We start from the raw sequence: 25,839 nt of genomic DNA, 5'->3' as shown, positions 1-25,839 counted from the left end.
GTGCTCGTCGTAGAGGACGAGGAATCCTTCTCCGACGCCCTGTCCTACATGCTCCGCAAAGAAGGCTTCGAGGTCGCCATCGCGGCCACCGGCCCGGACGGACTCGACGAGTTCGAGCGCAATGGCGCCGACCTCGTCCTGCTCGACCTGATGCTGCCGGGCCTGCCCGGCACGGAGGTCTGCCGCCAGCTGCGCGGCCGCTCCAATGTCCCGGTGATCATGGTCACCGCCAAGGACAGCGAGATCGACAAGGTGGTCGGACTCGAAATAGGAGCCGACGACTACGTGACGAAGCCCTTCTCGTCCCGCGAGCTCGTGGCCCGCATCCGCGCGGTCCTGCGCCGCCGCGGCGAGCCCGAGGAGGTCGCGCCGCAGGCCCTGGAGGCGGGCCCGGTCCGTATGGACGTGGACCGTCACGTCGTCACGGTCTCCGGCTCCAAGGTCGACCTGCCCCTCAAGGAGTTCGACCTCCTGGAGATGCTCCTGCGCAACGCGGGCCGCGTCCTGACCCGCATGCAGCTCATCGACCGCGTCTGGGGCGCGGACTACGTGGGGGACACCAAGACCCTCGACGTCCACGTCAAGCGCCTGCGCGCCAAGATCGAGCCCGACCCCGGCGCACCGCGCTACCTGGTCACGGTGCGCGGCCTGGGCTACAAGTTCGAGCCGTAGACGGCCCCCCGGTAGACCCGGCAGACATAGGAAGGGCGGGAACCCGGCACCGGGTTCCCGCCCTCCCGTGTGTACGTCTCGTACGTACGCCGGTCAGTGCTGGACGGCGTCGCCCGCACCGTGCGACTGGGCGCCGCCGCCGGCCGGCGACGAGGCCGCCCCGGACGGCTCGGTGTTCGCACCGTCGGCGGGCGTGCCCGAGGGGTTCGTGGACGGCGAGCCCGACGGGTCGGCCGATGCGCCGCCGGACGGCTTCGACGACGGCTTCGCGCCCGGAGCCTCGGGAACCTCGGTCGGGCCCCACTTCTTGAAGTAGCTCTCGGCCGGCACGACGAAGGTCTTCATCTTCACGTCGCCGGTCTTGCTGAAGGCGAAGGTGACCGGCTGCGCGTCGCCGTCCTTGACGGCCTCGCGGCTGCTGGCCAGGACGGCGGAGGCGTTGTCCTTGCCGCCGATGATGACCGAGCCGCCGGCGGGGATGGTCAGCGGACCGCCCCGCTTGGAGGTCTTGTCGTCCTTGGCCGGCGTGATCTTGGCCTTCTTGCCGGTGCCGTTGACCGCGATCTCGTCCAGCGTCTGGTCGGTGCTGCCGTTGTTGAAGATCGTCGCGGAGATCACCGCGGGGCCGGTCGACTTCAGGTCGGGCTGGGTGATCACCATGGCGTTCTGGATCTTGATGTCGCCGACGGCGGTCGCGGCGTTGTCCGGCTTGATCTCGTGCGTCTGGGCGTTGTTACCGGCGCCGCACGCGGCGAGCGACGCGAGCGAGAACGCGATGGCGGTGGCGGCGATGGCGCCACGTCGAAGGCTGCGGCTCACGGCGGCGGCAACTCCTTGAACGAGGGCGGAACGGGAGGGGCGGGCGGCCGTAAAGCCGCCCTAAGTGTGTGTCAGCGGGCTTAGGTTACCGAGCCGTTCCCGCGCCACCGCACCCGACCCGCCCCTACGGGTGGTGAGCCTGGCTCCCGCGGCTTGTGTCCCGACACGCGCGCCCCTGCCGTCACGTCCGCGACATTGGCCTCTCGTTCACCATTCACTTAAGTGCCGTCAAGAGTCATCGCGGCCCGTCCTGCGGATTTCCGGTAAGGAATGCATGGCGGTCCGGGGAAGTCGGGGAAATTGATCACCGGGGACACTTGATCAATTCCGGATTCCTGCCGAACGCGGGCCCGCATGCCTCTCCGGTCGCCGAACGGAGTAGCGGAAGTTCACCGCTTGGAACCCGGCAAACCGGGACGTTCAGCCTCGTGGAGCGCTCTCGAAGGGGGTGTGACAGGCGCGTTTCTGCTTCCCCGGAGAGCCGCTCCCACCTGCGAATACCTCGCTCCGGAAGCCCTTCGCAGCACGTTCCTGTTGCTGTTGTCAAGCCCCGAGATATGCCCTGACCTGCGAAAACGCCATTCAGAAGAGGCGGTTCTCGTGTTAGGATGGATAGCCACGGAAGGGGTACCTGTCACATGACGTTCAAGGTTGGCGACACCGTGGTCTATCCCCATCACGGGGCCGCGCTGATCGAGGCCATTGAGACTCGCCAGATCAAAGGCGTGGACAAGACCTACTTGGTGCTGAAGGTCGCCCAGGGCGACCTGACGGTACGTGTGCCTGCGGACAATGCGGAGTTCGTCGGCGTGCGTGATGTGGTCGGTCAGGACGGGCTCGACCGGGTCTTCGAAGTACTGCGCGCGCCGTACGCCGAAGAGCCGACGAACTGGTCCCGTCGCTACAAGGCAAATCTCGAGAAACTCGCATCGGGCGATGTCATCAAGGTCGCGGAAGTCGTGCGTGACCTGTGGCGTCGTGAGCGTGAGCGCGGACTGTCCGCGGGTGAGAAGCGCATGCTCGCCAAGGCTCGCCAGATCCTGGTGAGCGAGCTCGCCCTCGCGGAGAACACGAACGAGGACAAGGCCGAGGCCCTGCTTGACGAGGTCCTCGCGTCCTGATCGCGTCCTGACACAGGCATACGTCTCGGCGCCATGAAATGCCGCGGTGCCCGCTGACCCTCAATGGTGTCGCCGGGCGCTGCGGCATGTTCGTACCCAGACGTCATCCCTGAAGTGCCAGATGTGATCAGCGCCAGATGTATTCCCTGAAGCGTGAGGCGTGAGTGCCGGGCTCGGGCGGCTGGCTCGACCAGATGTCACGGAAGGGTCCGGTCAAAGGCCCGCGCCCGGCGTCGCTGTGGCCATACCCACCTCGGCCGAGCGCACAAACCTGAACGGAAGCGATGTCTGAGGAATCCCGCACCGCGGTCGTGATCCCCGCCGCCGGACGCGGCGTGCGGCTCGGCCCGGGCGCCCCCAAGGCGCTCCGCGCGCTGAACGGCACGCCCATGCTCATCCATGCCGTACGGGCCATGGCCGCCTCCCGCGCCGTCTCGCTCGTCGTCGTCGTGGCCCCGCCGGAGGGCGCCGCCGAGGTCAAGTCCCTGCTCGCCGATCACGCGCTGCCCGAGCGCACCGACTTCGTCGTGGTCCCCGGCGGCGAAACCCGCCAGGAGTCCGTGAAGCTCGGCCTCGACGCCCTGCCGGACGGCATCGGCGTCGTCCTGGTGCACGACGCGGCCCGCCCGCTCGTGCCCGTCGACACCGTCGACGGAGTCATCGAGGCCGTCCGCGAAGGCGCCCCGGCCGTCGTCCCCGCGCTGCCCCTGACCGACACCGTCAAACAGGTCGAGCCCGGGGACCCCGAAGAGCCTGGCCGGCCCGAGCCCGTGGTCGCCACGCCCGAGCGGTCCCGCCTGCGCGCCGTGCAGACCCCGCAGGGCTTCGACCGCGACACCCTCGTCCGCGCCCACGAGACGGTCACCGACAACGTCACGGACGACGCCAGCATGGTCGAGCAGCTGGGCCTCCAGGTCGTCGTCGTACCCGGCCACGAAGAAGCCTTCAAGGTCACGCGGCCCCTCGACCTCGTCCTGGCCGAGGCCGTGCTCGCCCGCAGGAGGGCCAACGATGGCTTCTGAGAACCAGCCACAGCAGATCCGCATCCCGCAGGTCGGCATCGGCACCGACGTGCACGCCTTCGAGGAAGGGCGCGAGCTGTGGTGTGCCGGGCTCCTCTGGGAGGGCGAGAGCGCGGGCCTCGCAGGCCACTCGGACGGGGACGTCGCCGCGCACGCCGCCTGCGACGCCCTGTTCTCCGCGGCCGGCATCGGTGACCTCGGCGCGCACTTCGGCACCGGCAGGCCCCAGTGGTCCGGCGCGTCGGGTGTGACGCTGCTCGCAGAGGCGGCCAGGATCGTGCGCGCCGAGGGCTTCGAGATCGGCAACATCGCCGTCCAGGTCATCGGCGTACGCCCCAAGGTCGGCAAGCGGCGTGACGAGGCGCAGAAGACGCTGAGCGCCGCCGCGGGCGCCCCGGTCGCCGTGTCCGGCACGACGACGGACGGGCTCGGCCTCACCGGCCGCGCCGAGGGCCTCGCCGCGATCGCGACGGCACTGGTCGTGCGGACGGACTGACCGGCGAACCGGCGACGGGTGAAATGCCGCTGCGGTGGGGTGCGTTGGAGGAGTATCGGGAACGCACCCCGCAGTACCTCCACACCTCCACGTCAGTCAGCGACGTACGAGAGAGAGGCACCCGCCATGGCCGCCGAACTGTCCGACAGGCTCAAGGCCCTTCTCGACACCCCCGTCTTCATCAGCGTGGCCACCGTCCAGCCCGACGGCAGCCCTCAGGTCTCACCGGTCTGGGTGAAGCGCGACGGCGACGAACTGCTCTTCTCCACCGTGCTCGACCGCCGCAAGGAGAGGAACCTGCGCCGCGACCCCCGCGTGACGGTGCTGCTCCAGCCCTTCGAGGCGCCGTACACGTACGCCGAGATCCGCGGTGAGGTGACGATGACCACCGAGGGCGGGCAGGAGCTGATCGACGAGCTGGCGCTGAAGTACACCGGCCTCAAGTACGTCGAGTTCAATCCGTCCTCCGTGAACGAGAAGCCCCGCGTCGTCGTCCGCGTCACTCCGCGCAAGGTCGTCGGCCGCCTCTGAGGCCCTCTCGCGCCCGCGCATGCCACAGTTCCGTGCCCTGTCGACCCCGGAGGTCGCAGGGCACTGTCCTTGGACCACTACCCTGGTGTGGTGACGATTCGCCTGTACGACACCAGCGCCCGGCAGATCCGAGACTTCAGCCCGCTCACCGACGGCTGTGTCTCGATCTACCTGTGCGGCGCGACGGTGCAGGCGGCCCCGCACATCGGCCACATCCGGTCGGGCCTCAACTTCGACATCATGCGCCGCTGGTTCGACTACCGCGGCTATGAGGTCACCTTCATCCGCAACGTCACGGACATCGACGACAAGATCATCCGGAAGTCGGCCGAGCAGGGCCGTCCATGGTGGTCGATCGGGTACGAGAACGAGCGGGCCTTCAACGACGGCTACGACGTCCTCGGCTGCCTGCCGCCCACGTACGAGCCGCGCGCCACCGGGCACATCACCGAGATGGTCGAGATGATGCGCGGCCTGATCGAGCGCGGCCACGCGTACGAGTCGGACGGCAACGTCTACTTCGACGTGAAGTCCTTCCCGGGCTATCTGGAGCTGTCCAACCAAGAGCTGGACAACCTGCTGCAGCCGTCGGGCGAGGGCGAGACCGGCAAGCGCGACCCGCGTGACTTCGCCATGTGGAAGGCCGCCAAGGAGGGGGAGCCCAGTTGGGAGACCCCCTGGGGCCGCGGCCGTCCCGGCTGGCACCTGGAGTGCTCGGCGATGGCCCACAAGTACCTCGGCCGTGAGTTCGACATCCACGGCGGCGGCATCGACCTGATCTTCCCGCACCACGAGAACGAGATCGCGCAGGCCAAGGCCTTCGGCGACGCGTTCGCGCGGTACTGGGTGCACAACGGCTGGGTCACCATGAGCGGCGAGAAGATGTCGAAGTCGCTCGGCAACTCGGTCCTCGTGTCCGAGATGGTCAAGAAGTGGCGCCCGATCGTCCTTCGCTACTACCTGGGCACCCCGCACTACCGCTCGATGATCGAGTACAGCGAGGAGGCCCTGCGCGAGGCCGAGTCCGCGTTCGCGCGGATCGAGGGCTTCGTGCAGCGCGTGGTGGAGAAGGCCGGGGGCGTCGTGGAGCCCGCCGCCGATGTGCCGCCCGCCTTCGCCGACGCGATGGACGACGACCTGGGCGTCCCGCAGGCGCTCGCCATCGTGCACACGACGGTCCGGCAGGGTAATTCCGCCCTGGCCGCCGACGACAAGGAAGCCGCGGTGGAGCGGCTCGCCGAGGTGCGGGCCATGCTGGGCGTCCTCGGCCTCGACCCGCTCGACCCGCAGTGGGCCGGCGAGGGCGACCGCGGCGAAGACCTCCACGGGGTCGTCGACACGCTCGTCCGTCTCGTGCTCCAGCAGCGGGAGGCGGCGCGTGGCCGCAAGGACTGGGCCACCGCCGACGCCATCCGCGACCAGCTCAACCAGTCGGGCCTCGTCATCGAGGACGGCCCGACCGGACCGCGGTGGACTCTCGGCCCGCGCTGAGCGTCCGACCTCGCGATGTGCCGCCCGGCGACCCAGGCGGCACACTTCATATACGTACGCAGTCACGCCGTGGGCAGCCATGCAGCAAGCAGGCAGCCGCACGCAACACAGAGACAGGTAGGTCATGGCCGCTAACAACCGCCGCATGTCAGGCAAGAAGGGCGCGCAGGTCGGCAGCGGCGGGAACCGGCGCCGCGGCCTTGAGGGCAAGGGCCCGACGCCGCCCGCCGAGGCGCGCAAGGGACACAAGAAGAACCGCATCGCCAACGCCGCCGCCAAGAAGGCCTCGGGCGGTCCCGGCGGACGCCGTCCCGCCGCCGTGAAGGGCCGCGGCAAGGGCACGTCCGAGATGGTCGTCGGCCGCAACTCGGTCGTCGAGGCGCTGCGCGAGGGCGTGCCGGCCTCGATGCTCTACGTCCAGCAGTTCATCGACAACGACGAGCGCGTCCGCGAGGCGCTGCAGATCGCCGGTGAGCGCGGCGGCATCCACCTCATGGAGGCGCCCCGCCCCGAGCTGGACCGCATGACCAACGGCCTCAACCACCAGGGCCTCGTGCTCCAGGTGCCGCCCTACGAGTACGCGCACCCCGAGGAGCTCGCGGCCGCCGCGTACGACCAGGGCGAGGACCCGCTGATCGTCGCGCTCGACGGCGTGACGGACCCGCGGAACCTGGGCGCCGTGGTGCGTTCCGCCTCCGCCTTCGGCGGGCACGGCGTCGTCGTCCCCGAGCGGCGTGCCGCCGGGATGACCGCGGGCGCCTGGAAGACGGCCGCCGGTGCCGCGGCGCGTACGCCCGTCGCGCGTGCCACGAACCTGACCCGCGTCCTCGAGGCCTACAAGAAGGCCGGGCTCGCGATCGTCGGGCTCGCGGCGGACGGCGAGCACGAGGTCGGCGACCTGGAGGCGCTGTCCGGTCCCGTCGTCATCGTCATCGGCAGCGAGGGCAAGGGCCTCTCGCGTCTGGTCGGCGAGACCTGCGACTACCGCGTGCGGATTCCGATGCCGGGCGGGACGGAGTCCCTGAACGCCGGTGTCGCCGCGGGCGTCGTGCTCTACGAGGCGTCCCGGCGCCGGAGTTAGCCGTCATCCCGGACGTCGGCCGGCCCGGATTCAATGGGCCGGCCGACGTCGGTGCCGACGTCCGTAGGAGATCTTGACGCGGTCCGGACATTTCCGCGCGGTCAAGGCAGTGTCCTAAACACACATCACTCGGTTAGATGAGTGTGGACACCAGAACGCCCCGCAATCCCACGGGGGGAAGCTCGTCAGGGTTCGACGAAGCTCCCGCGCTGAGCATGGTGAAGGTGCCGAGCGACCCGGCGCAGGTCATCGTGAATCACGCGAGCTTCCGCGTGCAGCTCCCCACCGCGCAGCGGACCCAATCCCCGCGTATCGCACGGCACTTGAGAAATGCCGATGACAGCGTGCGTATCCCCGCAGCCGGCGCCGCCGCCCGGCGCCGCTCGCCCGTCGTCTGGAGCGGGAAGTCCGAGCCGGGCGACCCCGGAGCCACCGGACTGCTGCAGGCGGTGCGTGGAACCGGCGTGCGCCATTCGGCCGAAGCCGGCGGCTCCTCCTACGACGACGGAGGTGCCACGCAGGTCATCCCCCGCATCGACGTCGACGACGACCTCGAGAGTACGCAGGCCACGCCTGCCGTCATCGGTCCTCGTCATCCCGGCCCCGGCACCCGGCTCATTCCGCGCATGCCGATGCCGGAGAGCGACCTCGACGAACAACTCCCCTACGGGGGCGACGAGTTCGACCAGGACTACGGCGACACGGACGACCGCCAGGTCGTGCGGCGGCACGGGGCCGACCCGGTCCGGCACGCCTACTACCCCGGCCGCCGGATGAACCTCGGCGTCGTGCTGCTTCCGCTGCGCGTCTTCCTCGGGTTCATCTCCATCTACGCCGGCATGGGCAAGCTCTGCGACCCCGTGTACTTCGACGGCGGCGACCGCGGCTCCATGGTCAAGTGGCTCAACTCGCTGCACCCCTGGGCGCTCGCCGAGCCACTGCGGGACTTCGCCCTCTCGCACCCGGTGGGCGCCGGGCTCTGCATCGCCTTCCTGCAGATCATCGTCGGCGTGCTCACGGTGCTCGGTCTCTGGCAGCGGGTCGCGGCCGGCATCGGCGTGCTCCTGTCCGCCGCGCTCATCGTCACCGTCAGCTGGAAGACCGTCCCCGCCTACGACGCGCCGGACATCATCTATCTGGCCGCATGGTCGCCGCTGATCATCGCGGGCGCACCCGTCTACTCCGTCGACGGACGCCTCGCCGGTGAGGCGTGGCGGACGCTCGGGCCGCGCGTGGACATCTGGGAGCTCCGGCGCCGTGTGCTGCGGCGCGGGGCGCTCGTCGGGGCGCTCGTCGTCGGGCTCACACTGCTCATCGGTTCGATGCTCGGCGGCGCCGTGCGGGACGCCGACCGTGTGACCGTGCCGGGACCCGGCGAGGCCCCGCGCAACGAACTGCCGGGCTCACCGCTCCCGGGGGAGCCCGGGAAGAAGCAGCAGCAGCGCCAGGGACAGTCGCAGAGCCCCACGGACACCGGGTCCGGGGCGCCGACGCGGGGCAGTTCCGCGAGCCCCACGCAGGGCGCCGCGGCGACCACTCCGGGCGCGGCGCGCGAGTCCGCCGCGGCGGGCACCGGCCAGGGGCAGCCCAGCCAGACACAGGGCGCCACCGGTCAGGCACCGCCACAGCAGTCCTCGCCCCAGCAGCCTCCGACGTCGGCCACCGCGGGACCCACGTCCAGCGGCGGCGGCAGCGGCGGCGGAGCACCCGAGGGCGGCACGAGCGGCGGCAGCGGCAGCACGGGCGGCGGCAACAGCCGGCTCGTGGGCGGCCTGCTGGGCGGCGGCTGACCTCCCCCCTCCGGATACGGCGACGGGGCCCCGCACAGACACTGTGCGGGGCCCCGTCGGCGTACGTAGGCGGGGAGCGGGTCTCAACCCTCCTTGCCCGCCAGTTCCTTGGCCGCCTCCGTGAGGTCCTTCGCGGTGTCGATCGCCCGCCAGTAGGCGCCCTGCGGCAGCGGGAAACCCGCCAGGCTCTTCTCGCGGGCCAGGCGGGGGAACGTGGTGCGCTCGTGGTCGCCGCGGTCCGGCAGGAGCGCCGTGAAGGAGGCGGAGAAGACGTACACGCCCGCGTTGATGAGGTAGGGGGACGGCGGGGACTCGATGAAGTCCGTGATGTGGCCGAACGCGTCCGTCTCGACGGCGCCCCACGGAATGCGGGGGCGGGCCAGGGCGAGGGTCGCGGTGGCGTCGCGCTCGGCGTGGAAGGCCGCCATGTCGCGCAGCGAGAAGCGGGTCCAGATGTCGCCGTTCGTCGCGTACCAGGGGCGGTCCGCGTGCGGGAGGTGGCGGGCGGCGTACTTCAGGCCGCCGCCGCGGCCCAGGGGCTCGTTCTCGACGACCGTGGTGACGTTCAGGGGGAGGTCCGCCGACTCCAGCCACTCCTGGAGCACTTCGGCGAGATGGCCGCAGGAGACGACCGCGTCCGTCACGCCCTCGGCCGCCAGCCAGGAAAGCTGATGGCCGATGATCGGGGTCCCCGTGCCGGGGATCTCGACCATCGGCTTGGGCCGGTCGTCGGTGTACGGACGGAGGCGCGAGCCTTGGCCTCCGGCCAGGACAACGGCTTGGACAGGGTGCGGGTCAGAGGTCATGTACCGCACGATATGCGGATGTCGCGGGACTCCGACCCGGCCCCCTGTCCTCGGTCTCCGGGCGGCTCAAGACGACTGTGCGGCGACACCTGTCGCGAAGGACGTGTCGCAGACCGGGCGGGCGTACGACTGGGCGCGTGTCGGGCCGTACGCCCGGACGGCCGCGCGGCCGAGAGCACGGGCGATGGAGACGCAGTGCTTGGCGAGCGACGGGTGGCGGTTCACCTCCTGCTGGAGGTGGGTGAGCGCGACGCCCGGGTTCCTCTCCTGGAGCTCCAGGAGCAGCCGGTCGCGCAGGATGTCCTGCGGTGCGCGGGACTTGGCCGGTACGGAGAGGTCGTCGGCGGATGCGGTGAGCATCGATTCCGAGGAGCTCTGGGACCAGTTGACGCTGGTGACCGCGAGGGTCCCGGAGAGCACCAGCATCACGGGCAGGACGAGGGCGAGCGTGCGGCCGATGCGGCGGGCGGGGCCCCGGTGGGCTCGGCGCGGCTTCTGGGTGTAGTTGGCGGAGTGCGTCACGCGAGTGAGCGTAGCGGTCGGTGATGATTTGGCGACATTACGTCACTCGGTCGAGCGACGGAGAATGAGGTTTCTTTGGAGCGGTGTTGACGAGCGCGAGGCGAAATGACCGGTCTGCCGGGGTATTTGTCGACAACGTGGGTGCACGCGCAGGGCCCCGCACCGGAGTGCGGGGCCCTGTCCTTGCTGGTGAGCGGGATCGTCAGTCGGTGAGGCGCTCGCCCGTCGACGTCGAGAACACGTGGATCTCGCCCGGACGGGGTACGACGTGCAGCTGCGTGCCCTTCTCCGGGACCCGGCGGCCGTTCACACGGACCACGAGGTCCTTGTGCTCGCCGCCGACCTCCGCGGAGCCGTAGACATAGCCGTCGGCGCCGAGCTCCTCGACGACGTTCACGGATACGGCGAGGCCCGCGGGGGCGTCCTCGGTCTCCTTCGAGAGGGACTTCGCCGTGGCGCCGTCCTGCTCGACGATGTCGAAGTGCTCCGGGCGGACGCCGACGGTGACCGTGCGGTCGCCCTTGTCGGCGGCGGCGGACAGCGCCTCGCGGTTGACCGGCACGACGGAGTTGCCGAACTTCACGCCGCCGTCGGTGATCGGGACCTCGACGAGGTTCATGGCGGGGGAGCCGATGAAGCCCGCGACGAAGAGGTTGACCGGGCGGTCGTACATGTTGCGCGGCGAGTCGACCTGCTGGAGCAGACCGTCCTTCAGCACGGCCACGCGGTCGCCCATGGTCATGGCCTCGACCTGGTCGTGGGTGACGTAGACGGTGGTGATGCCGAGGCGGCGCTGCAGGCTCGCGATCTGCGTACGGGTGCTCACGCGGAGCTTGGCGTCGAGGTTCGACAGCGGCTCGTCCATGAGGAAGACCTGGGGCTCACGCACGATGGCGCGACCCATGGCGACACGCTGGCGCTGACCACCGGAGAGCGCCTTCGGCTTGCGGGCCAGGTAGTCCGTGAGGTCGAGGATCTTCGCCGCGTCCTCGACCTTCTGGCGGATCTCGGCCTTGTTGACGCCCGCGATCTTCAGGGCGAAGCCCATGTTGTCGGCGACCGTCATGTGCGGGTAGAGCGCGTAGTTCTGGAACACCATGGCGATGTCCCGGTCCTTGGGCGGCAGGTGCGTGACGTCGCGGTCACCGATGCGGATGGCGCCGGCGTTCACGTCCTCCAGGCCCGCGAGCATGCGCAGGGAGGTGGACTTTCCGCAGCCGGAGGGACCGACGAGGACGAGGAACTCGCCGTCCGCGACGTCGAGCTCGAGCTGGTCGACGGCGGGCTTGTCGCCACCCGGGTAGATGCGGGTCGCCTTGTCGAACGAAACAGTGGCCATGGTGAGGGCCCCCTTCACCGGCAGGAACGTGCCGGACGATCCGTTGTAAAGAGAGGAGTGGTGTAGTCCACCTGAGCGAACTGCTCGGACGGTACCCCGGGGGGGACGGGTCTGTCAGTAGTCCTGCGCCCGCGACCTTCGAGGAAATTTTCGACAGGGGCACCGTCGGTGTTGGTTACACTGCTCGGGCACGTCAGTGCATGCCTCCTTAGCTCAGATGGCCAGAGCAACGCACTTGTAATGCGTAGGTCGTCGGTTCGAATCCGACAGGGGGCTCTTGCGTCCGGCACCGTTTCACTCGGGTACCTCGGCGGTCACCGCCCACCGCGTGTCGCCCTCCAGGCGGTGGGCGACGAGTGAGCCGCCGACGAGGGCCAGGCGTTCGCGCATGCCCGTGAGGCCGTAGCCGGGGGCGTGGTCCGGGTCGGGGAGGCTCGACGTCGGCGTGGCGTTCTCGACGGTGAGCCGCAGTCCGTCCGCGCGGTACTCCACCGTCACCCCGACTGTCTCGCGGGGGGCGTGCTTGGCGGCGTTGGTCAACGCCTCGCGTGCCGTCTGCACCAGCGAGACCGTGGCCGCGGGTGAGATCGGCCGCAGGTCGCCCAGGATGTCCACGTGGACCTCGCTGAGGTGGTTCGAACGGTGTTGCACGGCGAGGCTCTTGAGCGCCTCGGGGAGTGAGGGCACGTCCCCCCGCAGGGCCGCCACCGCGTTGCGCGCCTCGACCAGGCCCTCGTCCGCCAGCCGGTTGGACCGGCGCACCCGGGTCAGCGCCCCGGCCGCGTCGCCCTTCTCTATCAGCGCGGTGGCGACCTTGAGCTGGACGCTCAGCGCACCCAGGGAGTGCGCGAGTACATCGTGCATCTCCCGTGCGATCCTGCTGCGTTCACCCAGCGCGGCGGCCCGCGCCTGCTCCTGCTGGATCAGCTGGTTCTGCGCCAGCAGTTGCTCGGCCTGTTTGGCGCGGCCCTCGTACTGGCGCCGGTTGAGGCCGAACAGCGTCAGCACTAGGGCGAGCAGGGTGTAGCCGAGTACATACGTGAGCGGCTGCCCGGCGAGCGCGCAACTCAGCCAGATGGCCACCACGCACGCGCACGTCACGACCGTGAGCATGCGCGCCGAGGAGGCGATCATCGAGGTGAATCTGCCGAGGAGTACGCACAGCATGATCACCGCGGTCGCGTCGTCGGAGTACCCCACGACCAGCGCCGGCAGCAGCGCGCTCGCCGCCAGCATGGCACTGGCCGCCTCGGGCCGGACGGGATGCAGGACCATGAACAGGGTCCAGCACAGCAGACTCGCCGCGTACACGCCCCAGACCCAGAGCGTGTCCTCCCTCGCCGTGACCATGGCCACGACGAGCACGGCCGTCCCGAAGAACTGCACCACGAGCCAGGCAGGCGCCAGCCGGTCCACGAGGCGCCAACTGCCGCGTGCGGATGCCTTGTTCACCTTGCTCCAACGATGTCGTGCGATGACCCCGGGCGGTATGGGCAAGCCTATTTGGGGCCCGTTCTCCGATAGATGATGATCATGGCGGTCAGTACGAGAATAACCGCTGCCACCACGATGCCCATCTTCCACAGCCGGTCCAGCAGGACCGCGAAGAGGATGTCTCCCGCCTCCTCGCCATCTGCCTGAACGGACATGGCCGGCTGCCCCGCCCGAACCGTCCAGCTCATGGCCGGCCGCCGCCTCCGGTGAGGCGGTCCAGGGCCCAGAGAACCCCTCGGCGCCCCGGCGCCGCACGGTCGGCGGGTAGTCCCGCGGCCCGTCGGTCCCGGAGCTGAGACCTCACGGCGCCCTCCACCCGCCTTCTGACGGCGGCGAGTTGGCCGCCGCGCTTGAGGACGATCAGGATCACGAAGGCGATGACCACGAGCACCGAGACGGCGGCGACGATCAGGGCGAAGCGGATCAACAGGATGGTCATGACCGTATCGAGGTCCAGGGCCAGGCTCATGTGCGTTCCTTCCGGGGCATGCCCAGAGGGTAGGAACGAGGGGCCTTTCCGCGGGTCCACCCTGTGGTGGAGATCAGGGCGCAGATCCTCGCTTGCGCCCTTCCCCGCCTGGCCGGTTGCGCATCCGCGGTCACACACCGTGCCTGGCCGGCCCGGGGATTGCGGGTAGGTTGGGTCGCCGAAGGAGAGCGGGGGACGCCTGGTTCGGCGGCCGCGCTCGGACCGCAAGAGGTGTGTGTGGGGGGTCGCCGGCGTGGATGCTGAGCCCGGATCGGTGCGGATTCGCGTCATGGTCGTGGACGATCAGCAGATCGTTCGTGAAGGTCTGATGTCACTGCTCGATCTGATGGATGACATCGAGGTGGTGGGAGGCGCGGCCGACGGCGCTCAGGCGGTGCGGCTGGCCGGTGAGACCTCGCCCCAGGTGGTGCTCATGGACTTGCGCATGCCGGGCATGGGCGGGGCGGAGGCCACCCGGAGGATTCTCTCGGAACACCCGGACGTGGCCGTGTTGGTGCTGTCGACGTTCGCCGACGACGAGTCCCTCGTCGACGCGCTGAATGCCGGGGCGTGCGGCTATCTGACGAAGGACGCCAATCAGGAGCAGATCGCGGTGGCCATCCGCAGCTCCGCCCACGGCCAGTCCACCTTCGATCCGGCGGTGACCCGCCGGCTGGCCGCCGCGCTCAGCGTGCCCGGTGCCGCCCCGAGTCGGGCCCAACAGCCCTCGCCCGCACCGGCCCCGGTCCGGCGCCGGGTCAATCCCGACGGCCTGACCGGCCGCGAGGTCGATGTGCTCAAGCTGATCGCCCAGGGGCTGAGCAACGGGGAGATCGCCTCGACGCTCTTCATCGAGGAGGCGACGGTCAAGACGCACATCAACAACGCGTTCGCCAAGATCAACGCACGCAACCGGGCCGATGCCGTGCGCTACGCCTATCAGCAGGGGCTGGCGCACCCCTGAGCCGCCCGCCACGGGAGGGGCGTGTCCGGCGGGCGAAGGCTCCCTGCCGGGCCGCCGCTCGTGGCGGTGGGGCACCCGCGGGTCGTTGCCCCGGACCTCGTTCTGCCTGTCATGGGAAGGCGGGCGGAGCGTCGAACCCCTACTTTTTGAGGTTTATTTGAGGTTTGGGGGCCCGCAGGGGTGGGCATGGCGTAAATCACGTCCGCGCCGCCTTGATGTCGCCCGACGGGGGCGCATCCCTCGTGGAACTCGGCTTTTGTGCCGTCGAACCCCTGCGCCGCCCCCAATGCCGGGCGCCGCAACCCCTCGACGCGGCCGCGCAGCCCCTAAATAGGGGTACCCCCTACTTTGATCAAGCTGTCTACTATTGCTGCTTCCGGCGGGTACGTCGCACCGAGCTCCTAATTGAAGGCGGAACGGCAGCCAATGATTGAAACGCTAACCAACACGCCCTGGTTGATACGGTTCCGGGCCGCCCCGCAGGCCCGAACCCGCCTCATCTGCTTTCCTCACGCGGGTGGCTCGGCATCATTTTACTTTCCCATGACCCGGATGATCGCTGCCGATGCGGACGTTCTCGCGGTGCAATACCCGGGACGCCAAGATCGTCGGTCCGAACCCTGCATCACGGATTTGGGAGCGCTCGCCGACGAGATCGCGTCGGCCCTCGAGCCGGGGCTCGACCTGCCCACCGTCCTCTTCGGCCACAGCATGGGGGCGACGCTCGCCTTCGAGGTGGCGCGACGGCTGGAGCGGGACCCGGGGTTCACTCCGCGAAGGATCGTCGCCTCGGGGCGGCGCGCGCCCTCCGCGCACCGTGACGAGACAGTCCACAAGCGCGACGACGACGGCATCATCGACGAGATGCGCCTGCTCAGTGGCACTGACGCCCGCATCTTGGCCGACGAGGAGTTCCTCCGGATGGCGATGCCCGCCATCCGCGGCGACTACACCGCCGTCGAGACGTACCGGGTCGAACCGGGCGCCACGGTGCGGGCGCCGATCACCGTGCTCACGGGCGACACCGACGTACGGACGAGTGCGGAGGAAGCCGCCGCGTGGCGGCAGCACACCAGTGGCGACTTCGAACTGCACACCTTCGCCGGCGGCCACTTCTTCCTGACCGACCACCAGGAGCGGGTCGGCAGAATCGTTTCGGGTTGCCTGCTCTAGAACCCTTCGTCTGCACGACCGGCGCGCGAGGGTGTTTTTGCGGTTCGCATTCACTGACATAATATTCACCGTCGGGCTTTCCGTTTCACCGCGAAAGCCCCGGCGGCTCGGGGGAGAAATATGTTCTTGGAGGCACACTATGTCGAGCGGGAAAATCAGCGGGGCCTGCTGAGAGAGCTCCTGGAAAGCGCGGGCGAGGGGCGAGGACAGGTCGCACTGCTCAGCGGTGCGGTCGCCAGCGGGAAATCAGCGCTATTGATGAATTGCGCCGACCAGGCATTGGCGGAAGGCGCCATCCTGCTGGATGCGGCGGGGGTCCCCGCCGAGCGTGCCCGGCCGTTCGGTCTCCTCGGCAGGATCTTCGCGAGCGCGCCGCTGACCTCGGCGGTCCACGCCGAAGTGGCCCGGCTGATCGACGGAGCGTCCGGGGACGAGTCATCGGTTCACGACCAGATGCTGGCCATGCCCCAACTGAGTGCGGCTCTCCTCGACTTGGCGAAGAGCGACCTGGTGGTGATCGCGGTTGATGATGTTCATGACAGCGATCAGGCATCTCTTCGGTTTCTGCTCTATCTGACCCGCCGCATTCGCCACGTCCGGATGCTGGTCGTGCTGACCGAACCCGCCCGACTCGAATCGAGCAAGCGTGGATTTCACACGGAACTCGCGCATCTGCCGCACTGCACCTTGCTGCGGCTGAAGTTGCTGTCGCCGATCGGCACCGTGGGACTCCTGAGCGAACATTTCTCCCCCTCGACGGCCGCGCGCCTCGCCCCGGAACTGCAGGACATCACCGGCGGCAGCCCGCTCCTGCTCCGGGCACTGGTCGAGGACCGCCTCACCGCCACCGAGGCGGGCGACCCGTACCAGCCGCTCGAACGGGGCGACAACTACGCGCAGGCCGTGATCGACTGCCTGCACCGGTGCGGCCCCGAACCGACGGAGATCGCGCGGGGCATCGCCGTCCTTGGGCCGCACACCGGACCGGGGCTGCTCAGCCGCCTGCTCGGCCTCCACCTCAGGGCTGTCGAGCAGGCCGTCGCCGACCTCGGGCAGTGCGGGCTCCTGAGCGAGGGCCGCTTCCGCGACGAACAGGTCGCGTCGGTCGTGCGGGACGCCATGCCGGCCGACCGCCTCTCGCGACTGCACACCCGCGCCGCCGAACTCCTGCACCAGGACGGCTCAGCCGCGAACGACATCGCCCACCACCTCGTCGTGGCCCGGGACACGGCGGACCTCTGGACGGTTCCGGTGCTCCAGGAGGCCGCCGAGTACGCGCTGGCGGACGGCGACAAGGACTTCGCCCGCCGCTGCCTCGCCCTCGCCAGGGAATCCTGCCGGGACGACCGCGTGCGCGCCTCGCTCACCGTCAAGCTGGCCGGCGTCGCCTGGCGCACCGATCCGGCGGCCGTCGACATCAAGGCTTCGACGCTCCTGCTGGACGCGAGGGCGGCCCGGCTCTCGCCCGGCGACCTCGTGGTCTCCCTGTCGTATCTGGCCTGGTCGGGTCGGCTGCACGAGGCGAGGGAGGTGCTGGAGGCCCTCGAGGGGGACGACGGCTGGTCCGGGCGCGAGGAACGGACGGCCCTGACCGCCGCCCGCCGCTGGCTGACCGTGCTCAGTCCCTCGCTGGGCATGGAGCCGGGCGGTGAGGAGCCGATGCGCCCCGGCCCCGCCGACACGCTCGCCGGAGACGCGGAGATCGCCCATCTGCACGCCTCGTCCGCGGTGTCGGCCGCCCTGTCGGACAGCCGGCGCGAGGACGCGGTCTCCGAGGCCACCCGGGTCCTGCAGCGCTACCGGCTCGACGACGGCTACGTACAGCCCCTGGTCCTCGCCCTCTGGGCGCTCGTTTACGCCGACCGGCTGGATCTCGCCATCCCCTGGTGCGAGCGGCTGCTCAACGAGTCCGCGGACCACCATGCCCCGCCGTGGCAGGCCATGTTCACCTCCGTACGGGCCGAGATAGCCCTGCGCCAGGGCGACCTGCCCGGGGCGAAGGCGCGCGCCGAAGCGGCGCTGCGGCAGCTGGGGCCGCGAAGCTGGTCCCTGGCCCGCTCCTTCCCGCTCGCCACGCTGATCCAGGCGCACACGGGCATGGGGCAGTTCGACGAGGCGGAGAGCCTGCTCGGCCAGACCGTGCCCGAGGTGTTCCTGCACACCCTGCCCGGCCTGCACTACGCACGCGCCAGGGGCCGGTGGAACCTGGCCACCGGCCGCCACCACGCCGCTCTGGGGGACTTCCTGGCCTGCGGCGAGGCCCTCGAGGAGTGGGGTGTGGACGCTCCCGAGCTGGTGCCGTGGCGGCTCGACGCGGCGGAGACCTGGCTGGCCCTCGGCCACCCCGAGAAGGCCCGGAGCCTGGCCGAGCAGCAGCTGCTGCGCAGCCCCGGCCGGGCGCGCGGTACCGCTCTGCGGCTGGTCGGCGCGACCGGCGACGGCCGCCGCGGCCTCCAGCAGCTCCAGGAGGCGGTGGAGCTACTGGAGAACGGCGGAGACCGGCTTCAACTGGCCCTGTGCCTCGGCGATCTGGGGCGGCTCCACCGGGTGATGGACGATGTCAACCGGGCCCGGATGCTCGTACGCAAGGCGTGGCATGTGGCCAAGTCCTGCGGCGCCGAACCGCTCTGCCGTCAGCTGATACCGGGCGGCGCGGAACCCGATCTGGAGACGCCGCGTCATGAGCCGGTGCTGCCGCAGAACACGGCCTCGCTGACCGAGGCGGAGAGCCGGGTCGCCGTGCTGGCAGCCCACGGCAACACGAACCGGGAGATCGCGGCCAGGCTGTATGTCACCGTGAGCACGGTGGAGCAGCATCTGACGCGCATATACCGGAAGTTGAAGGTCAACCGGCGGCGCGAGCTGCCGACCCGGCTGGTGGGCGGCAGCAACGCCCAGTTCGCGCTGAACGGCAGGCAAACAGTCGCCGACCTGGTTCCGATGGAGGTGACGTCCTGTGGAACCGGCCGTCGCAGCTAACCGAATCTGTACATGACCTGGACACCTTTCCGGTGTCCTGACCGGAGATGATGCTCCGGTCACCCCCGCTCCGCCGGACCGCCGCGGAGCAGTCGGGGGCAGTACCCCCGCACCGCGGGGAACGCAACGGGGAAGCGCAGCGGCAGTCGTGTCCCGGCCTCGGCCGGGACAGCGGTCACGACCGGCGCGGCGCACATCGCAACGGGGAAGCACGAAGTGCGGGCATGACCGGTCGACCGCCGGTGTGTCCGTACCTCATCGCCCCTCGCGTGCGACGGAGGGGAAGGACACGTGGCCATGATGGTGCATCGGGGCGAGGAAACGGCGCGGCTCCGCGAGTTTCTCGGGATGGACTCAAGAGCGGCGAGACCCTGTCCCCGCCTCGCGGTCATCAGCGGCGCGGCCGGCATCGGCAAGAGTGAACTCCTGCACGCGCTCGCTGACTTCGCGGCGGCGAACCGGATCACCGTCGTGAGCGCCGTGGCGGCGCCCACGGAACAGGGCCTGCCGTACGCGGTCCTGGAACAGCTCCAGCAGGGCATGCCGGGCGAGCCCGAGCCGGCGCACCGGGCGGCCCCCGGCCGTTCCGGAGCCACCGAGCCCCCGGCCCCCGTCTCCCAGGTGCCCCTGCGGGTCCTGCGGGAACTGACGCGCAGGCTCGGCGCACCGGCCGCCGCGGGGCAGGTGCTGATCACCGTCGACGACATCCAGTTCGCGGACGTCCAGTCCCGCCAGGTCCTGCGGTACCTGCTGCGGCACTCCGGTCTGACCGGGCTGTCCGTGGTGGTGACGGAAGGGCCCGCGGCGACCGGGGCGCTCTTCTCCGCCGACGCGTTGCCGGAGCCCGGCCGCGTGCTGCGCGTGCCGCTCGGCCCGCTCGGTGTCGAGGGCGTCGGCCACCTGCTCGCCGACCGGCTGCCCTCCGCCGATGCCGGCCGCCTCGCCCCGGACTTCCACCGTGCGACGGGTGGCAGTCCCATGCTGCTCGAGGCGCTCGCCGCGGACCAGCTCCTGCTGCCGGCCGCAGACCGGGGTGACGGGACGCCCCGGGCCGGTGACCTCTTCCGGCAGGCCGTGCTGCGCTGTGTCCAGCGCAGCGGTCACCACGCCCTCAACGTCGCACGCGGTCTCGCGCTGCTCAGGGAGCCGTCGACCTCGCCCAACGTGAGTCTTCTGCTCAGCGTCGAGGACCGGACGATCCGACAGGCCGCGACCGCTCTGGAGGAGGCGGGCATCCTGCATGGCCGGCAGTTCCGCCATGAGGCGATGGCGCAGGCCGTACTGGAGGACCTGCCGGCCGAGGAGGCGGCGCAGCTGCGCTACTGCGCGGCCAAGGTGCTGCACCAGCGCGGTGCGGACCCCGTGCGGGTCGCGGTCCAGCTGCTGGACCAGGACCTGCGAGGGCCGGCGGATGAGGCATGGGTGTGGCAGGTCCTCCAGGAGGCCGCCCGCCGGACGTCGGCCGACGGTGAGGCGGACTTCGCGATGCGGTGCCTGCAGATGGCCGAGCGCTGCTGCCGCGACGAGCCGACCCGGTTGTCCATCAGGGCCCAGCTGGCCGAGCTCAACTGGCGTCATCAGCCGGCGACCGCCGCCCAACAGGTCCAGTCACTGGCCCTGCCGGCCCGCGGCGGTCAGCTGACGGTGGGTCACACCCTGCGGCTGGTGCCCAAGTTGATGTGGTACGGGTACGTGGACGAGGCGACCGCTGCCCTGCGGGCGGCGAGCACGACGGCCGCCGAGACGCACGCACCGCGCCTGGACGACGAGGTCACGGCCGCCCGGCTGCAGGTGGCCGGCACCTGCCCGGGCGCCCTCACGGAGAACGACCGGGCCCCGTACGACGAACAGTGGCCGGAGCTAGGGACGGCCACCTCCAAGGCGTCCACCTCCAAGGCGTCCACCTCCAAGGCGTCCACCTCCAAGGCGTCCACCACCGAGGCTCCCACCACCGAGGCTCCCACCACTACTGCGACCGTATCCACGGCGACCGAGCCCGTGGCGGCCGAGTCCGCGTCGACCGCACCCGTCACGACCGCACCCGCCACGACCACACCCTCCCCGGCTGCCAAAGTCAGTGCGCCGGTGCGGGCGTTCAGCGCTCTGAACTCCGTCCTGGGGCTGCGGGCGGAGGCGACGGCGGTGGCGGACGCCGAGCAGACGCTGCGGTCCACCGTCCTCACCGAGGCCACCGTCGAGACGTTGCTGGCGGCGCTTGCCGCCCTCATCCTCAGCGATCTGCTCACCACATCGGCCCGCTGGTGCGACCGGCTGTTCGGGCAGGCCCGCAGCGGGCGTGCCCCGGCCCTGCTCATGGCGATCCGGGCGCACATCTTCCTGCGGCAGGGCAACCTCACCGCGGCGGTGGAGCGAGCCGAGTCGGCACTGGCGCGGCTGCCGACGCACGGCTGGGGCGTCGGCATCGGCCTGCCCCTGTCCGCGCTGGTGGAGGCCCGCACGCGCATGGGGCATCACGAGGCGGCGGCGGAACTGCTCGAACGGCCCATACCCGACGCGATGTTCCGGACCCGCTACGGACTCTCCTACCTCCACGCACGGGGTGGGCTGCAGCTGCGGACCGGGCGTCATCATGCCGCTCTCGCCGACTTCCTGCGGTGCGGCGAACTCATGACGGCCTGGGGCATGGACTCACCCACCCTGACGCCGTGGCGCACCGGCGCGGCGCAGACCTGGCTCAAGCTGAAGCACCCCGAGCGGGCCGCGGCCCTGGTCGACGACGAGCTGTCCCGCACGCATCCCGAACACCTGCGCACCCGGGGGGCCGCTCTGCGGGTGCTGGCGGCAACCCGCCCCCTCCCGCACCGGCCGGCACTGCTGGAAGAGGCCGTACGACTGCTTCGCGACGTCGGTGACTCCTACACCATGGCCCTGGCCATGACCGACCTCGGCCACGCCTACAAGCGGCTGGGCGAACCCGCCAAGGGGCGCGGGCTGGTCCGGCAGGCGGGCCAGGTGGCCGACCTCTGCGGCGCGTACGAACTGTTCCGGGCGCCCCAGCCCGCCGCGGCCCGCGTCGCCCCCACCGCGGACCGAGTCGCCCCCGCCGAGCCCGAACCCCTGCCCGACAGGCCGGAGCCCACCACCGGGACCGGCGTCCGCGCGGAGGAGGCACTCACGGAGGCCGAGCGCCGGGTCGCCAGGCTGGCCGCGCTCGGCCACACCAACCGCGAGATCTCCAGCAAGCTCTTCATCACCGTCAGCACGGTGGAGCAGCACCTCACCCGGGTCTACCGGAAAATCAACATCAGGCGCCGACAGGACCTGCCGACCAGTTTGGAATTCGATGTCGCCGACTGCGCCTGAACTCCCCGCCCACGAACCCGCCCCCGCCCACGACCCCGCTCCGGCCAGTGGCGCCGGACGGCAGCTCCTCGCGGTGAGCGACCTGCATGTCGGGATGGCCGACAACTGGCCCATCACCGAGTCGCTGCGCCCGGAGGGCGACGACGACTGGCTGATCGTGGCCGGAGACGTCGCCGAACTGACGCAGGACATCGAGCGGGCACTGCGCATGCTGGCCGACCGGTTCGCCAAGGTGATCTGGGCGCCGGGCAACCACGAGCTGTGGACGCCGCGCGAGGACCCGGTCCAGTTGCGCGGCGAAGCCCGCTACCGGCATCTGGTGGAACTCTGCAGAAGCCTCGGCGTGGTCACGCCGGAGGACCCCTACCCGGTCTGGGACGGCCCGGGCGGGCCCGTCGCCGTCGCCCCGCTCTTCGTGCTCTACGACTACACCTTCCGGGTACCCGGCGCGACGACAGAGGAGGAGTCGCTGGCGCTCGCCTACGAGGCGGGCGTGGTGTGCACGGACGAGTTCCTGCTCCATCCAGACCCCTACCCCGGCCGGGCCGCGTGGTGCCGGGCGCGCGTGGCCGAGACCGAACGCCGACTGGCGGCGCACGACCCGGAGCTGCCCCTCGTACTCGTGAACCACTTCCCGCTGGTGCGCCAACCCACGGACGTCCTGTGGCACCCGGAGTTCGCCCAGTGGTGCGGGACCGAGCTGACCGCCGACTGGCACACACGCTTCAACACCGCCGCGGTCGTCTACGGGCATCTGCACATCCCGCGCACCACCTGGTACGACGGAGTCCGCTTCGAGGAGGTCTCCATCGGCTACCCGCGCGAGTGGCGCAAACGCGGCCACCCGCGCGGGCTGCTGCGCCGGATCGCTCCGTTCACACCGGAACCCGGGGCCCAGGAGGGCGCCGCCGACCGACTGAAGGCGCGGGCATGATCGGCGGGTTGCTGCCGGGGACGGTCGTCTGCGCCGAGGCCTTCGAGGACGGAGAGCGGCCGGAGGCCGCCCTGTTTCCGCAGGAGGCGGCCCTCGTCGCGTCCTCGGTGGCCGGGCGGCGCGCGGAGTTCGCGACCGTACGGGCCTGCGCGCGGCGGGCGCTCGCCGGTCTGGGGCTGCCGCCCGCACCGGTGCTGCCGGGGGTGCGCAACGTGCCGCAGTGGCCGCGGGGCGTGGTGGGCAGCATGACGCACTGTGCGGGCTATCGCGCCGCGGCGCTGGCCAGGGGCGACGACGTCCTGGCCGTCGGGATCGACGCGGAGCCCGACGGGCCGCTCCCCGACGGGGTGCTGGGGGCGATCGCACTGCCGCGCGAGGCCGCGTGGGTGCGCGCGCCGGGGCCAGCCAGCGGCGTGCACCGGGACCGCTTGCTGTTCAGCGCCAAGGAGTGCGTCTACAAGACCTGGTTCCCGCTCACCCGGCGGGAGATCGACTTCGACGACGCGGAGATCACCTTCAGCGATACCGACGGGACGTCCGGGATGTTCTCGGCGCGGATCCTGCGCCCGGGGCGGCTGCCGGACGGGGCTCCGCTGACGGGGTTCACCGGACGCTGGCTCGCCCGGGACGGGCTGCTCGTCACCGCGATCGCGCTGGAGACTCAGCGGCCTGCCCGGCCTTAGGCACGGCGGCACGCGACAAGAGACCGGAACGCCAGAAGGGACGGGCGCCGGCTCCGATGGTCGATCGGAACCGGCGCCCGCCGGACGCTGCCGGACGGGGGGCCGGCAGCGGGCTCAGGTGGACCTGTCGTGAGGTCAGATCCTGGTCACAGTCACAGTCACAGTCACAGTCGGAGTCCCAGTCACAGTCACGCGGTGGCTGTGGCGACGAGCGATTCGAGGTGGGCGACGACCTCGCCGATGCCGGCAAGGCCGAGCATCTGCCGGTGGGCGCTGCGCATGCCCGCCTTGATCCGGTCGTCGCCGAGCACCTGCTTGCAGGCCAGGGCGACACCCTCGGCCGTCACGTCCGTGACGTGGGCGCCGAGGCCGAGCTCCGCCAGCCGCTCGGAGTTGTGCAGATGGTCGCCGAACTGCGGCAGCGACACCATCGGCACACCCTGCCGGATGGCCTCACGCACGCTGTTGTACCCGCCGTGCGTCACGAACAGCTGGGCGCACTCCAGGAGTTGCTGCTGGGGCAGCCAGTCCGTCACGATCACGTTGTCGCCCACCGTGACGCCGTCGACGGGGAAGCCCGCGGTGCCCACGACCGCGTAGCAGTCGAGTGCGGAGAGCCCCTCGATGATGGCCCGCAGCGTCTCGGAGGGGTGGAGCATGCCCTCGGGCGGTTCGACGCCCTGCTCCTTCATGCCCATCACCGTGGGCAGCGCGCTGCCCACCGACGCCACCACCAGCGGGCGGTCGCCCGGCAGTTCGGCCAGCTCGGCGGGCAGGCCGCGCGTGCCGTGCAGCGCCGCGGGCTGCTGGTAGGCGAACGCCTCCGGCGCCGGGTACCGGGTGAAGGAGAACGTCCCGGGGACGCAGTCGATGCGGCCGTAGGGGTAGACCGACCACGGCTCCGTACGGGGCGGGAGGCCGACTTCCGCGCGCCGCTCGTTCAGGAAAGGCAGCAGACCTTCGGGATCGGTGACATTCGTCGGCCCGGAAGGGCAGGAGACGTGCGGAATACCGAGCGCTTCTGCGACCAGTACGCCGGTCAATTCGCCACCGTCCCGCAACACCAGATCGGGATTCCATTCCCGGGCGATCGGAATGATCCGCTCGAAGGTGGTCGTGATATGCGGTCCGCCGCCCCACAGGATCATCTGCAGCCTGTTGTCGACGACGATCTCCTCGCCGGGATTGCTCTCCGTGAAGCGGTCCCGCAGGGAGAATATGGAGTGCATGATCTCCGGAATGCCCGGCATGACGGGCCGTACGGTGACCGGCGTTCCCTCGAATACGGGGACGAGATGCTCGGGCACCGTGGCGAGTACCTCGTGGCCCGCCTCGGCCAGCGCCCGCGCCAGCGGCAGCACCTCATTGGCATGCCCCTGGGTTCCGGTCACCGTACAGAAAACTCGCATTTCCAGATCTCCCTGAGGTTCAGTGTGTGCCGTGCCGGCCCAATTTCCTGGAGTGAATATTTCCGGCCGGCGAGAGGCGGCGACAACCCCTACCCGCCCCACCCGTCACACGGTCAGACCGTGCTGGTCTGCCTGGTCCGCGGCGCCGGCGCCACGGGCCGCGGGCGCCGCATCCAGCGGATGGCCACGCCGACCGTGCGGACCAGGACCATGGCCATGGCCATCAGGACGAAGAAGGCGGCGACCCCCTCGGGGTCGATCTGCTGCTCCACGGTCCACTTGCCGAAATCGGCGCGGAAGGAATCGATGTTCTCCAGCGACCAGATGAAGCTGAGCCGGCCGACGAGTACCACCATCCAGATGGCCAGGTATTTCCAGCCGGCCCTGGTGTAGGTCTTTCCGGTGGCCGCGTCGTTCTCGACGCGCATGGTGTAGAGAAGTCCGACACCGATGGCCGCGCCAATGGCGATTCCGATACCCGCCGACGTGAGATTGGGCTGCGACGTCTTCATGTTGTGCAGCATGTCGTAGGCGAAATACGCCACCAGCCCCAGCGGCATGAGCAGCTTGAGGAGTCCGAAGCGATGCCGCCCCACCTGGGTGGTAAGGACGATGGTGATCAGGATCCCGCTCAGGAACAGAGCATCCAACATGGCGTCAGTCACTGCGTACCTCCGATTCGTTCTAGTGCGTATAAAGAAGACTAGGAGCCGCGCGATT

Annotated in this window: 23 protein-coding genes and 1 tRNA gene; 15 read left to right on the top strand and 9 right to left on the bottom strand. The window is 70.4% G+C overall.

Features of this window, described 5'->3' with window-relative positions:
- Window positions 1-672: a two-component system response regulator PhoP gene (gene phoP, locus ACZ5WE_RS32065; RefSeq protein ID WP_467539963.1), complete on the top strand. Its 672-nt coding sequence runs from the start codon at window positions 1-3 to the stop codon at window positions 670-672.
- Between the two features lie 93 nt (window positions 673-765).
- Here the strand turns inward: phoP and ACZ5WE_RS32060 are convergent, their stop codons facing one another.
- A complete protein-coding gene (locus ACZ5WE_RS32060; protein ID WP_467695214.1) occupies window positions 766-1,491 on the bottom strand; it encodes a copper chaperone PCu(A)C domain-containing protein in 726 nt (241 codons plus the stop codon).
- A gap of 638 nt (window positions 1,492-2,129) precedes the next feature.
- Between ACZ5WE_RS32060 and ACZ5WE_RS32055 the strand changes: the two genes are divergently transcribed.
- The 7 genes from ACZ5WE_RS32055 to ACZ5WE_RS32025 all read left to right on the top strand — a co-directional run bounded on the left by ACZ5WE_RS32055 (window position 2,130) and on the right by ACZ5WE_RS32025 (window position 9,023).
- The gene (locus tag ACZ5WE_RS32055) at window positions 2,130-2,612 is read left to right on the top strand and encodes a CarD family transcriptional regulator (RefSeq protein ID WP_003953493.1); all 483 of its coding nucleotides are present in this window, start codon (window positions 2,130-2,132) and stop codon (window positions 2,610-2,612) included.
- Between the two features lie 284 nt (window positions 2,613-2,896).
- On the top strand, window positions 2,897-3,634 hold the full coding sequence (ispD, locus tag ACZ5WE_RS32050) for a 2-C-methyl-D-erythritol 4-phosphate cytidylyltransferase (RefSeq protein ID WP_467695216.1): 738 nt from the start codon (window positions 2,897-2,899) through the stop codon (window positions 3,632-3,634).
- Window positions 3,624-4,130 (top strand): 2-C-methyl-D-erythritol 2,4-cyclodiphosphate synthase, encoded by a 507-nt coding sequence (gene ispF, locus ACZ5WE_RS32045; RefSeq protein WP_467695218.1) that lies wholly within the window; start codon window positions 3,624-3,626, stop codon window positions 4,128-4,130. The genes ispD and ispF overlap by 11 nt, the downstream gene beginning before the upstream one ends.
- Before the next feature lie 126 nt (window positions 4,131-4,256).
- Window positions 4,257-4,661, top strand: coding sequence for a PPOX class F420-dependent oxidoreductase (locus ACZ5WE_RS32040; protein ID WP_467695220.1), 405 nt, complete (start codon window positions 4,257-4,259; stop codon window positions 4,659-4,661).
- A 90-nt stretch (window positions 4,662-4,751) separates the two neighbouring features.
- Window positions 4,752-6,152: a cysteine--tRNA ligase gene (gene cysS, locus ACZ5WE_RS32035; RefSeq protein WP_467695222.1), complete on the top strand. Its 1,401-nt coding sequence runs from the start codon at window positions 4,752-4,754 to the stop codon at window positions 6,150-6,152.
- 124 nt (window positions 6,153-6,276) lie between these two features.
- Window positions 6,277-7,233 (top strand): 23S rRNA (guanosine(2251)-2'-O)-methyltransferase RlmB, encoded by a 957-nt coding sequence (gene rlmB / locus ACZ5WE_RS32030; protein ID WP_467695224.1) that lies wholly within the window; start codon window positions 6,277-6,279, stop codon window positions 7,231-7,233.
- A 137-nt stretch (window positions 7,234-7,370) separates the two neighbouring features.
- Window positions 7,371-9,023, top strand: coding sequence for a DoxX family protein (locus tag ACZ5WE_RS32025; protein WP_467695226.1), 1,653 nt, complete (start codon window positions 7,371-7,373; stop codon window positions 9,021-9,023).
- An 83-nt stretch (window positions 9,024-9,106) separates the two neighbouring features.
- Here ACZ5WE_RS32025 and ACZ5WE_RS32020 read toward each other — a convergent pair whose 3' ends face one another.
- The 3 genes from ACZ5WE_RS32020 to ACZ5WE_RS32010 form a co-directional block, all read right to left on the bottom strand.
- Complete coding sequence (locus tag ACZ5WE_RS32020) at window positions 9,107-9,829, bottom strand: nucleotidyltransferase family protein (protein WP_367043303.1); 723 nt, start codon at window positions 9,827-9,829, stop codon at window positions 9,107-9,109.
- Window positions 9,830-9,895: 66 nt separating this feature from the next.
- Complete coding sequence (locus tag ACZ5WE_RS32015) at window positions 9,896-10,351, bottom strand: hypothetical protein (RefSeq protein ID WP_467695228.1); 456 nt, start codon at window positions 10,349-10,351, stop codon at window positions 9,896-9,898.
- A 202-nt stretch (window positions 10,352-10,553) separates the two neighbouring features.
- The gene (locus ACZ5WE_RS32010; protein ID WP_467695230.1) at window positions 10,554-11,690 is read right to left on the bottom strand and encodes an ABC transporter ATP-binding protein; all 1,137 of its coding nucleotides are present in this window, start codon (window positions 11,688-11,690) and stop codon (window positions 10,554-10,556) included.
- Window positions 11,691-11,892: 202 nt separating this feature from the next.
- Here ACZ5WE_RS32010 and ACZ5WE_RS32005 point away from each other — a divergent pair.
- A tRNA-Thr gene (locus tag ACZ5WE_RS32005) sits at window positions 11,893-11,966 on the top strand.
- A gap of 18 nt (window positions 11,967-11,984) precedes the next feature.
- On the opposite strand, the gene ACZ5WE_RS32000 is transcribed toward ACZ5WE_RS32005, so the two are convergent.
- From ACZ5WE_RS32000 to ACZ5WE_RS31990, 3 genes are read right to left on the bottom strand one after another with little or no spacing between them, the layout of a single operon-like run.
- Complete coding sequence (locus ACZ5WE_RS32000; protein WP_467695232.1) at window positions 11,985-13,142, bottom strand: sensor histidine kinase; 1,158 nt, start codon at window positions 13,140-13,142, stop codon at window positions 11,985-11,987.
- Between the two features lie 47 nt (window positions 13,143-13,189).
- Complete coding sequence (locus tag ACZ5WE_RS31995) at window positions 13,190-13,372, bottom strand: hypothetical protein (RefSeq protein ID WP_467695234.1); 183 nt, start codon at window positions 13,370-13,372, stop codon at window positions 13,190-13,192.
- Window positions 13,369-13,653, bottom strand: a complete 285-nt coding sequence (locus tag ACZ5WE_RS31990) for a hypothetical protein (RefSeq protein WP_467695236.1) — start codon at window positions 13,651-13,653, stop codon at window positions 13,369-13,371. Before ACZ5WE_RS31990 ends, ACZ5WE_RS31995 begins: the two co-directional genes overlap by 4 nt.
- 289 nt (window positions 13,654-13,942) lie before the next feature.
- Between ACZ5WE_RS31990 and ACZ5WE_RS31985 the strand changes: the two genes are divergently transcribed.
- From ACZ5WE_RS31985 to ACZ5WE_RS31960, 6 genes are all read left to right on the top strand, one after another.
- Window positions 13,943-14,617, top strand: coding sequence for a response regulator (locus tag ACZ5WE_RS31985; RefSeq protein WP_467695238.1), 675 nt, complete (start codon window positions 13,943-13,945; stop codon window positions 14,615-14,617).
- 426 nt (window positions 14,618-15,043) lie between these two features.
- Window positions 15,044-15,790 (top strand): thioesterase II family protein, encoded by a 747-nt coding sequence (locus ACZ5WE_RS31980; RefSeq protein WP_467695240.1) that lies wholly within the window; start codon window positions 15,044-15,046, stop codon window positions 15,788-15,790.
- A gap of 120 nt (window positions 15,791-15,910) precedes the next feature.
- A complete protein-coding gene (locus ACZ5WE_RS31975) occupies window positions 15,911-18,769 on the top strand; it encodes a helix-turn-helix transcriptional regulator (RefSeq protein WP_467695242.1) in 2,859 nt (952 codons plus the stop codon).
- 297 nt (window positions 18,770-19,066) lie between these two features.
- The gene (locus tag ACZ5WE_RS31970; protein WP_467695244.1) at window positions 19,067-22,093 is read left to right on the top strand and encodes a helix-turn-helix transcriptional regulator; all 3,027 of its coding nucleotides are present in this window, start codon (window positions 19,067-19,069) and stop codon (window positions 22,091-22,093) included.
- Window positions 22,074-23,027, top strand: a complete 954-nt coding sequence (locus tag ACZ5WE_RS31965) for a metallophosphoesterase family protein (RefSeq protein WP_467695246.1) — start codon at window positions 22,074-22,076, stop codon at window positions 23,025-23,027. The genes ACZ5WE_RS31970 and ACZ5WE_RS31965 overlap by 20 nt, the downstream gene beginning before the upstream one ends.
- Window positions 23,024-23,710 carry a 4'-phosphopantetheinyl transferase family protein gene (locus tag ACZ5WE_RS31960; protein WP_467695248.1) on the top strand — a complete coding sequence of 229 codons (687 nt, stop codon included), beginning with the start codon at window positions 23,024-23,026 and terminating at the stop codon, window positions 23,708-23,710. The genes ACZ5WE_RS31965 and ACZ5WE_RS31960 overlap by 4 nt, the downstream gene beginning before the upstream one ends.
- A gap of 188 nt (window positions 23,711-23,898) precedes the next feature.
- Here ACZ5WE_RS31960 and ACZ5WE_RS31955 read toward each other — a convergent pair whose 3' ends face one another.
- Together ACZ5WE_RS31955 and ACZ5WE_RS31950 are read right to left on the bottom strand one after the other, a co-directional pair.
- The gene (locus ACZ5WE_RS31955; RefSeq protein ID WP_467695250.1) at window positions 23,899-25,119 is read right to left on the bottom strand and encodes a glycosyltransferase; all 1,221 of its coding nucleotides are present in this window, start codon (window positions 25,117-25,119) and stop codon (window positions 23,899-23,901) included.
- A 113-nt stretch (window positions 25,120-25,232) separates the two neighbouring features.
- Window positions 25,233-25,784: a CcdC protein domain-containing protein gene (locus ACZ5WE_RS31950; RefSeq protein ID WP_467695252.1), complete on the bottom strand. Its 552-nt coding sequence runs from the start codon at window positions 25,782-25,784 to the stop codon at window positions 25,233-25,235.
- Between the last annotated feature and the right edge of the window lie 55 nt (window positions 25,785-25,839).

This window comes from Streptomyces sp. NPDC033180 (assembly GCF_055577645.1).
The sequence above is the reverse complement of the archived record's forward strand: the minus strand, read 5'-3'. Positions and strand labels throughout refer to the sequence as shown.

Bases quoted from the DNA above. Each gene is read 5' to 3' on its own strand.
- ACZ5WE_RS32055 (WP_003953493.1), top strand. From the start codon at position 2,130: ATGACGTTCAAGGTTGGCGACACCGTGGTCTATCCCCATCACGGGGCC.
- ispD (WP_467695216.1), top strand. From the start codon at position 2,897: ATGTCTGAGGAATCCCGCACCGCGGTCGTGATCCCCGCCGCCGGACGC.
- ispF (WP_467695218.1), top strand. From the start codon at position 3,624: ATGGCTTCTGAGAACCAGCCACAGCAGATCCGCATCCCGCAGGTCGGC.
- ACZ5WE_RS32040 (WP_467695220.1), top strand. From the start codon at position 4,257: ATGGCCGCCGAACTGTCCGACAGGCTCAAGGCCCTTCTCGACACCCCC.
- rlmB (WP_467695224.1), top strand. From the start codon at position 6,277: ATGGCCGCTAACAACCGCCGCATGTCAGGCAAGAAGGGCGCGCAGGTC.
- ACZ5WE_RS32025 (WP_467695226.1), top strand. From the start codon at position 7,371: ATGAGTGTGGACACCAGAACGCCCCGCAATCCCACGGGGGGAAGCTCG.
- ACZ5WE_RS32020 (WP_367043303.1), bottom strand. From the start codon at position 9,829: ATGACCTCTGACCCGCACCCTGTCCAAGCCGTTGTCCTGGCCGGAGGC.
- ACZ5WE_RS32010 (WP_467695230.1), bottom strand. From the start codon at position 11,690: ATGGCCACTGTTTCGTTCGACAAGGCGACCCGCATCTACCCGGGTGGC.
- ACZ5WE_RS31995 (WP_467695234.1), bottom strand. From the start codon at position 13,372: ATGAGCTGGACGGTTCGGGCGGGGCAGCCGGCCATGTCCGTTCAGGCA.
- ACZ5WE_RS31990 (WP_467695236.1), bottom strand. From the start codon at position 13,653: ATGAGCCTGGCCCTGGACCTCGATACGGTCATGACCATCCTGTTGATC.
- ACZ5WE_RS31985 (WP_467695238.1), top strand. From the start codon at position 13,943: ATGGTCGTGGACGATCAGCAGATCGTTCGTGAAGGTCTGATGTCACTG.
- ACZ5WE_RS31980 (WP_467695240.1), top strand. From the start codon at position 15,044: ATGATTGAAACGCTAACCAACACGCCCTGGTTGATACGGTTCCGGGCC.
- ACZ5WE_RS31975 (WP_467695242.1), top strand. From the start codon at position 15,911: ATGTTCTTGGAGGCACACTATGTCGAGCGGGAAAATCAGCGGGGCCTG.
- ACZ5WE_RS31970 (WP_467695244.1), top strand. From the start codon at position 19,067: ATGATGGTGCATCGGGGCGAGGAAACGGCGCGGCTCCGCGAGTTTCTC.
- ACZ5WE_RS31965 (WP_467695246.1), top strand. From the start codon at position 22,074: ATGTCGCCGACTGCGCCTGAACTCCCCGCCCACGAACCCGCCCCCGCC.
- ACZ5WE_RS31960 (WP_467695248.1), top strand. From the start codon at position 23,024: ATGATCGGCGGGTTGCTGCCGGGGACGGTCGTCTGCGCCGAGGCCTTC.
- ACZ5WE_RS31955 (WP_467695250.1), bottom strand. From the start codon at position 25,119: ATGCGAGTTTTCTGTACGGTGACCGGAACCCAGGGGCATGCCAATGAG.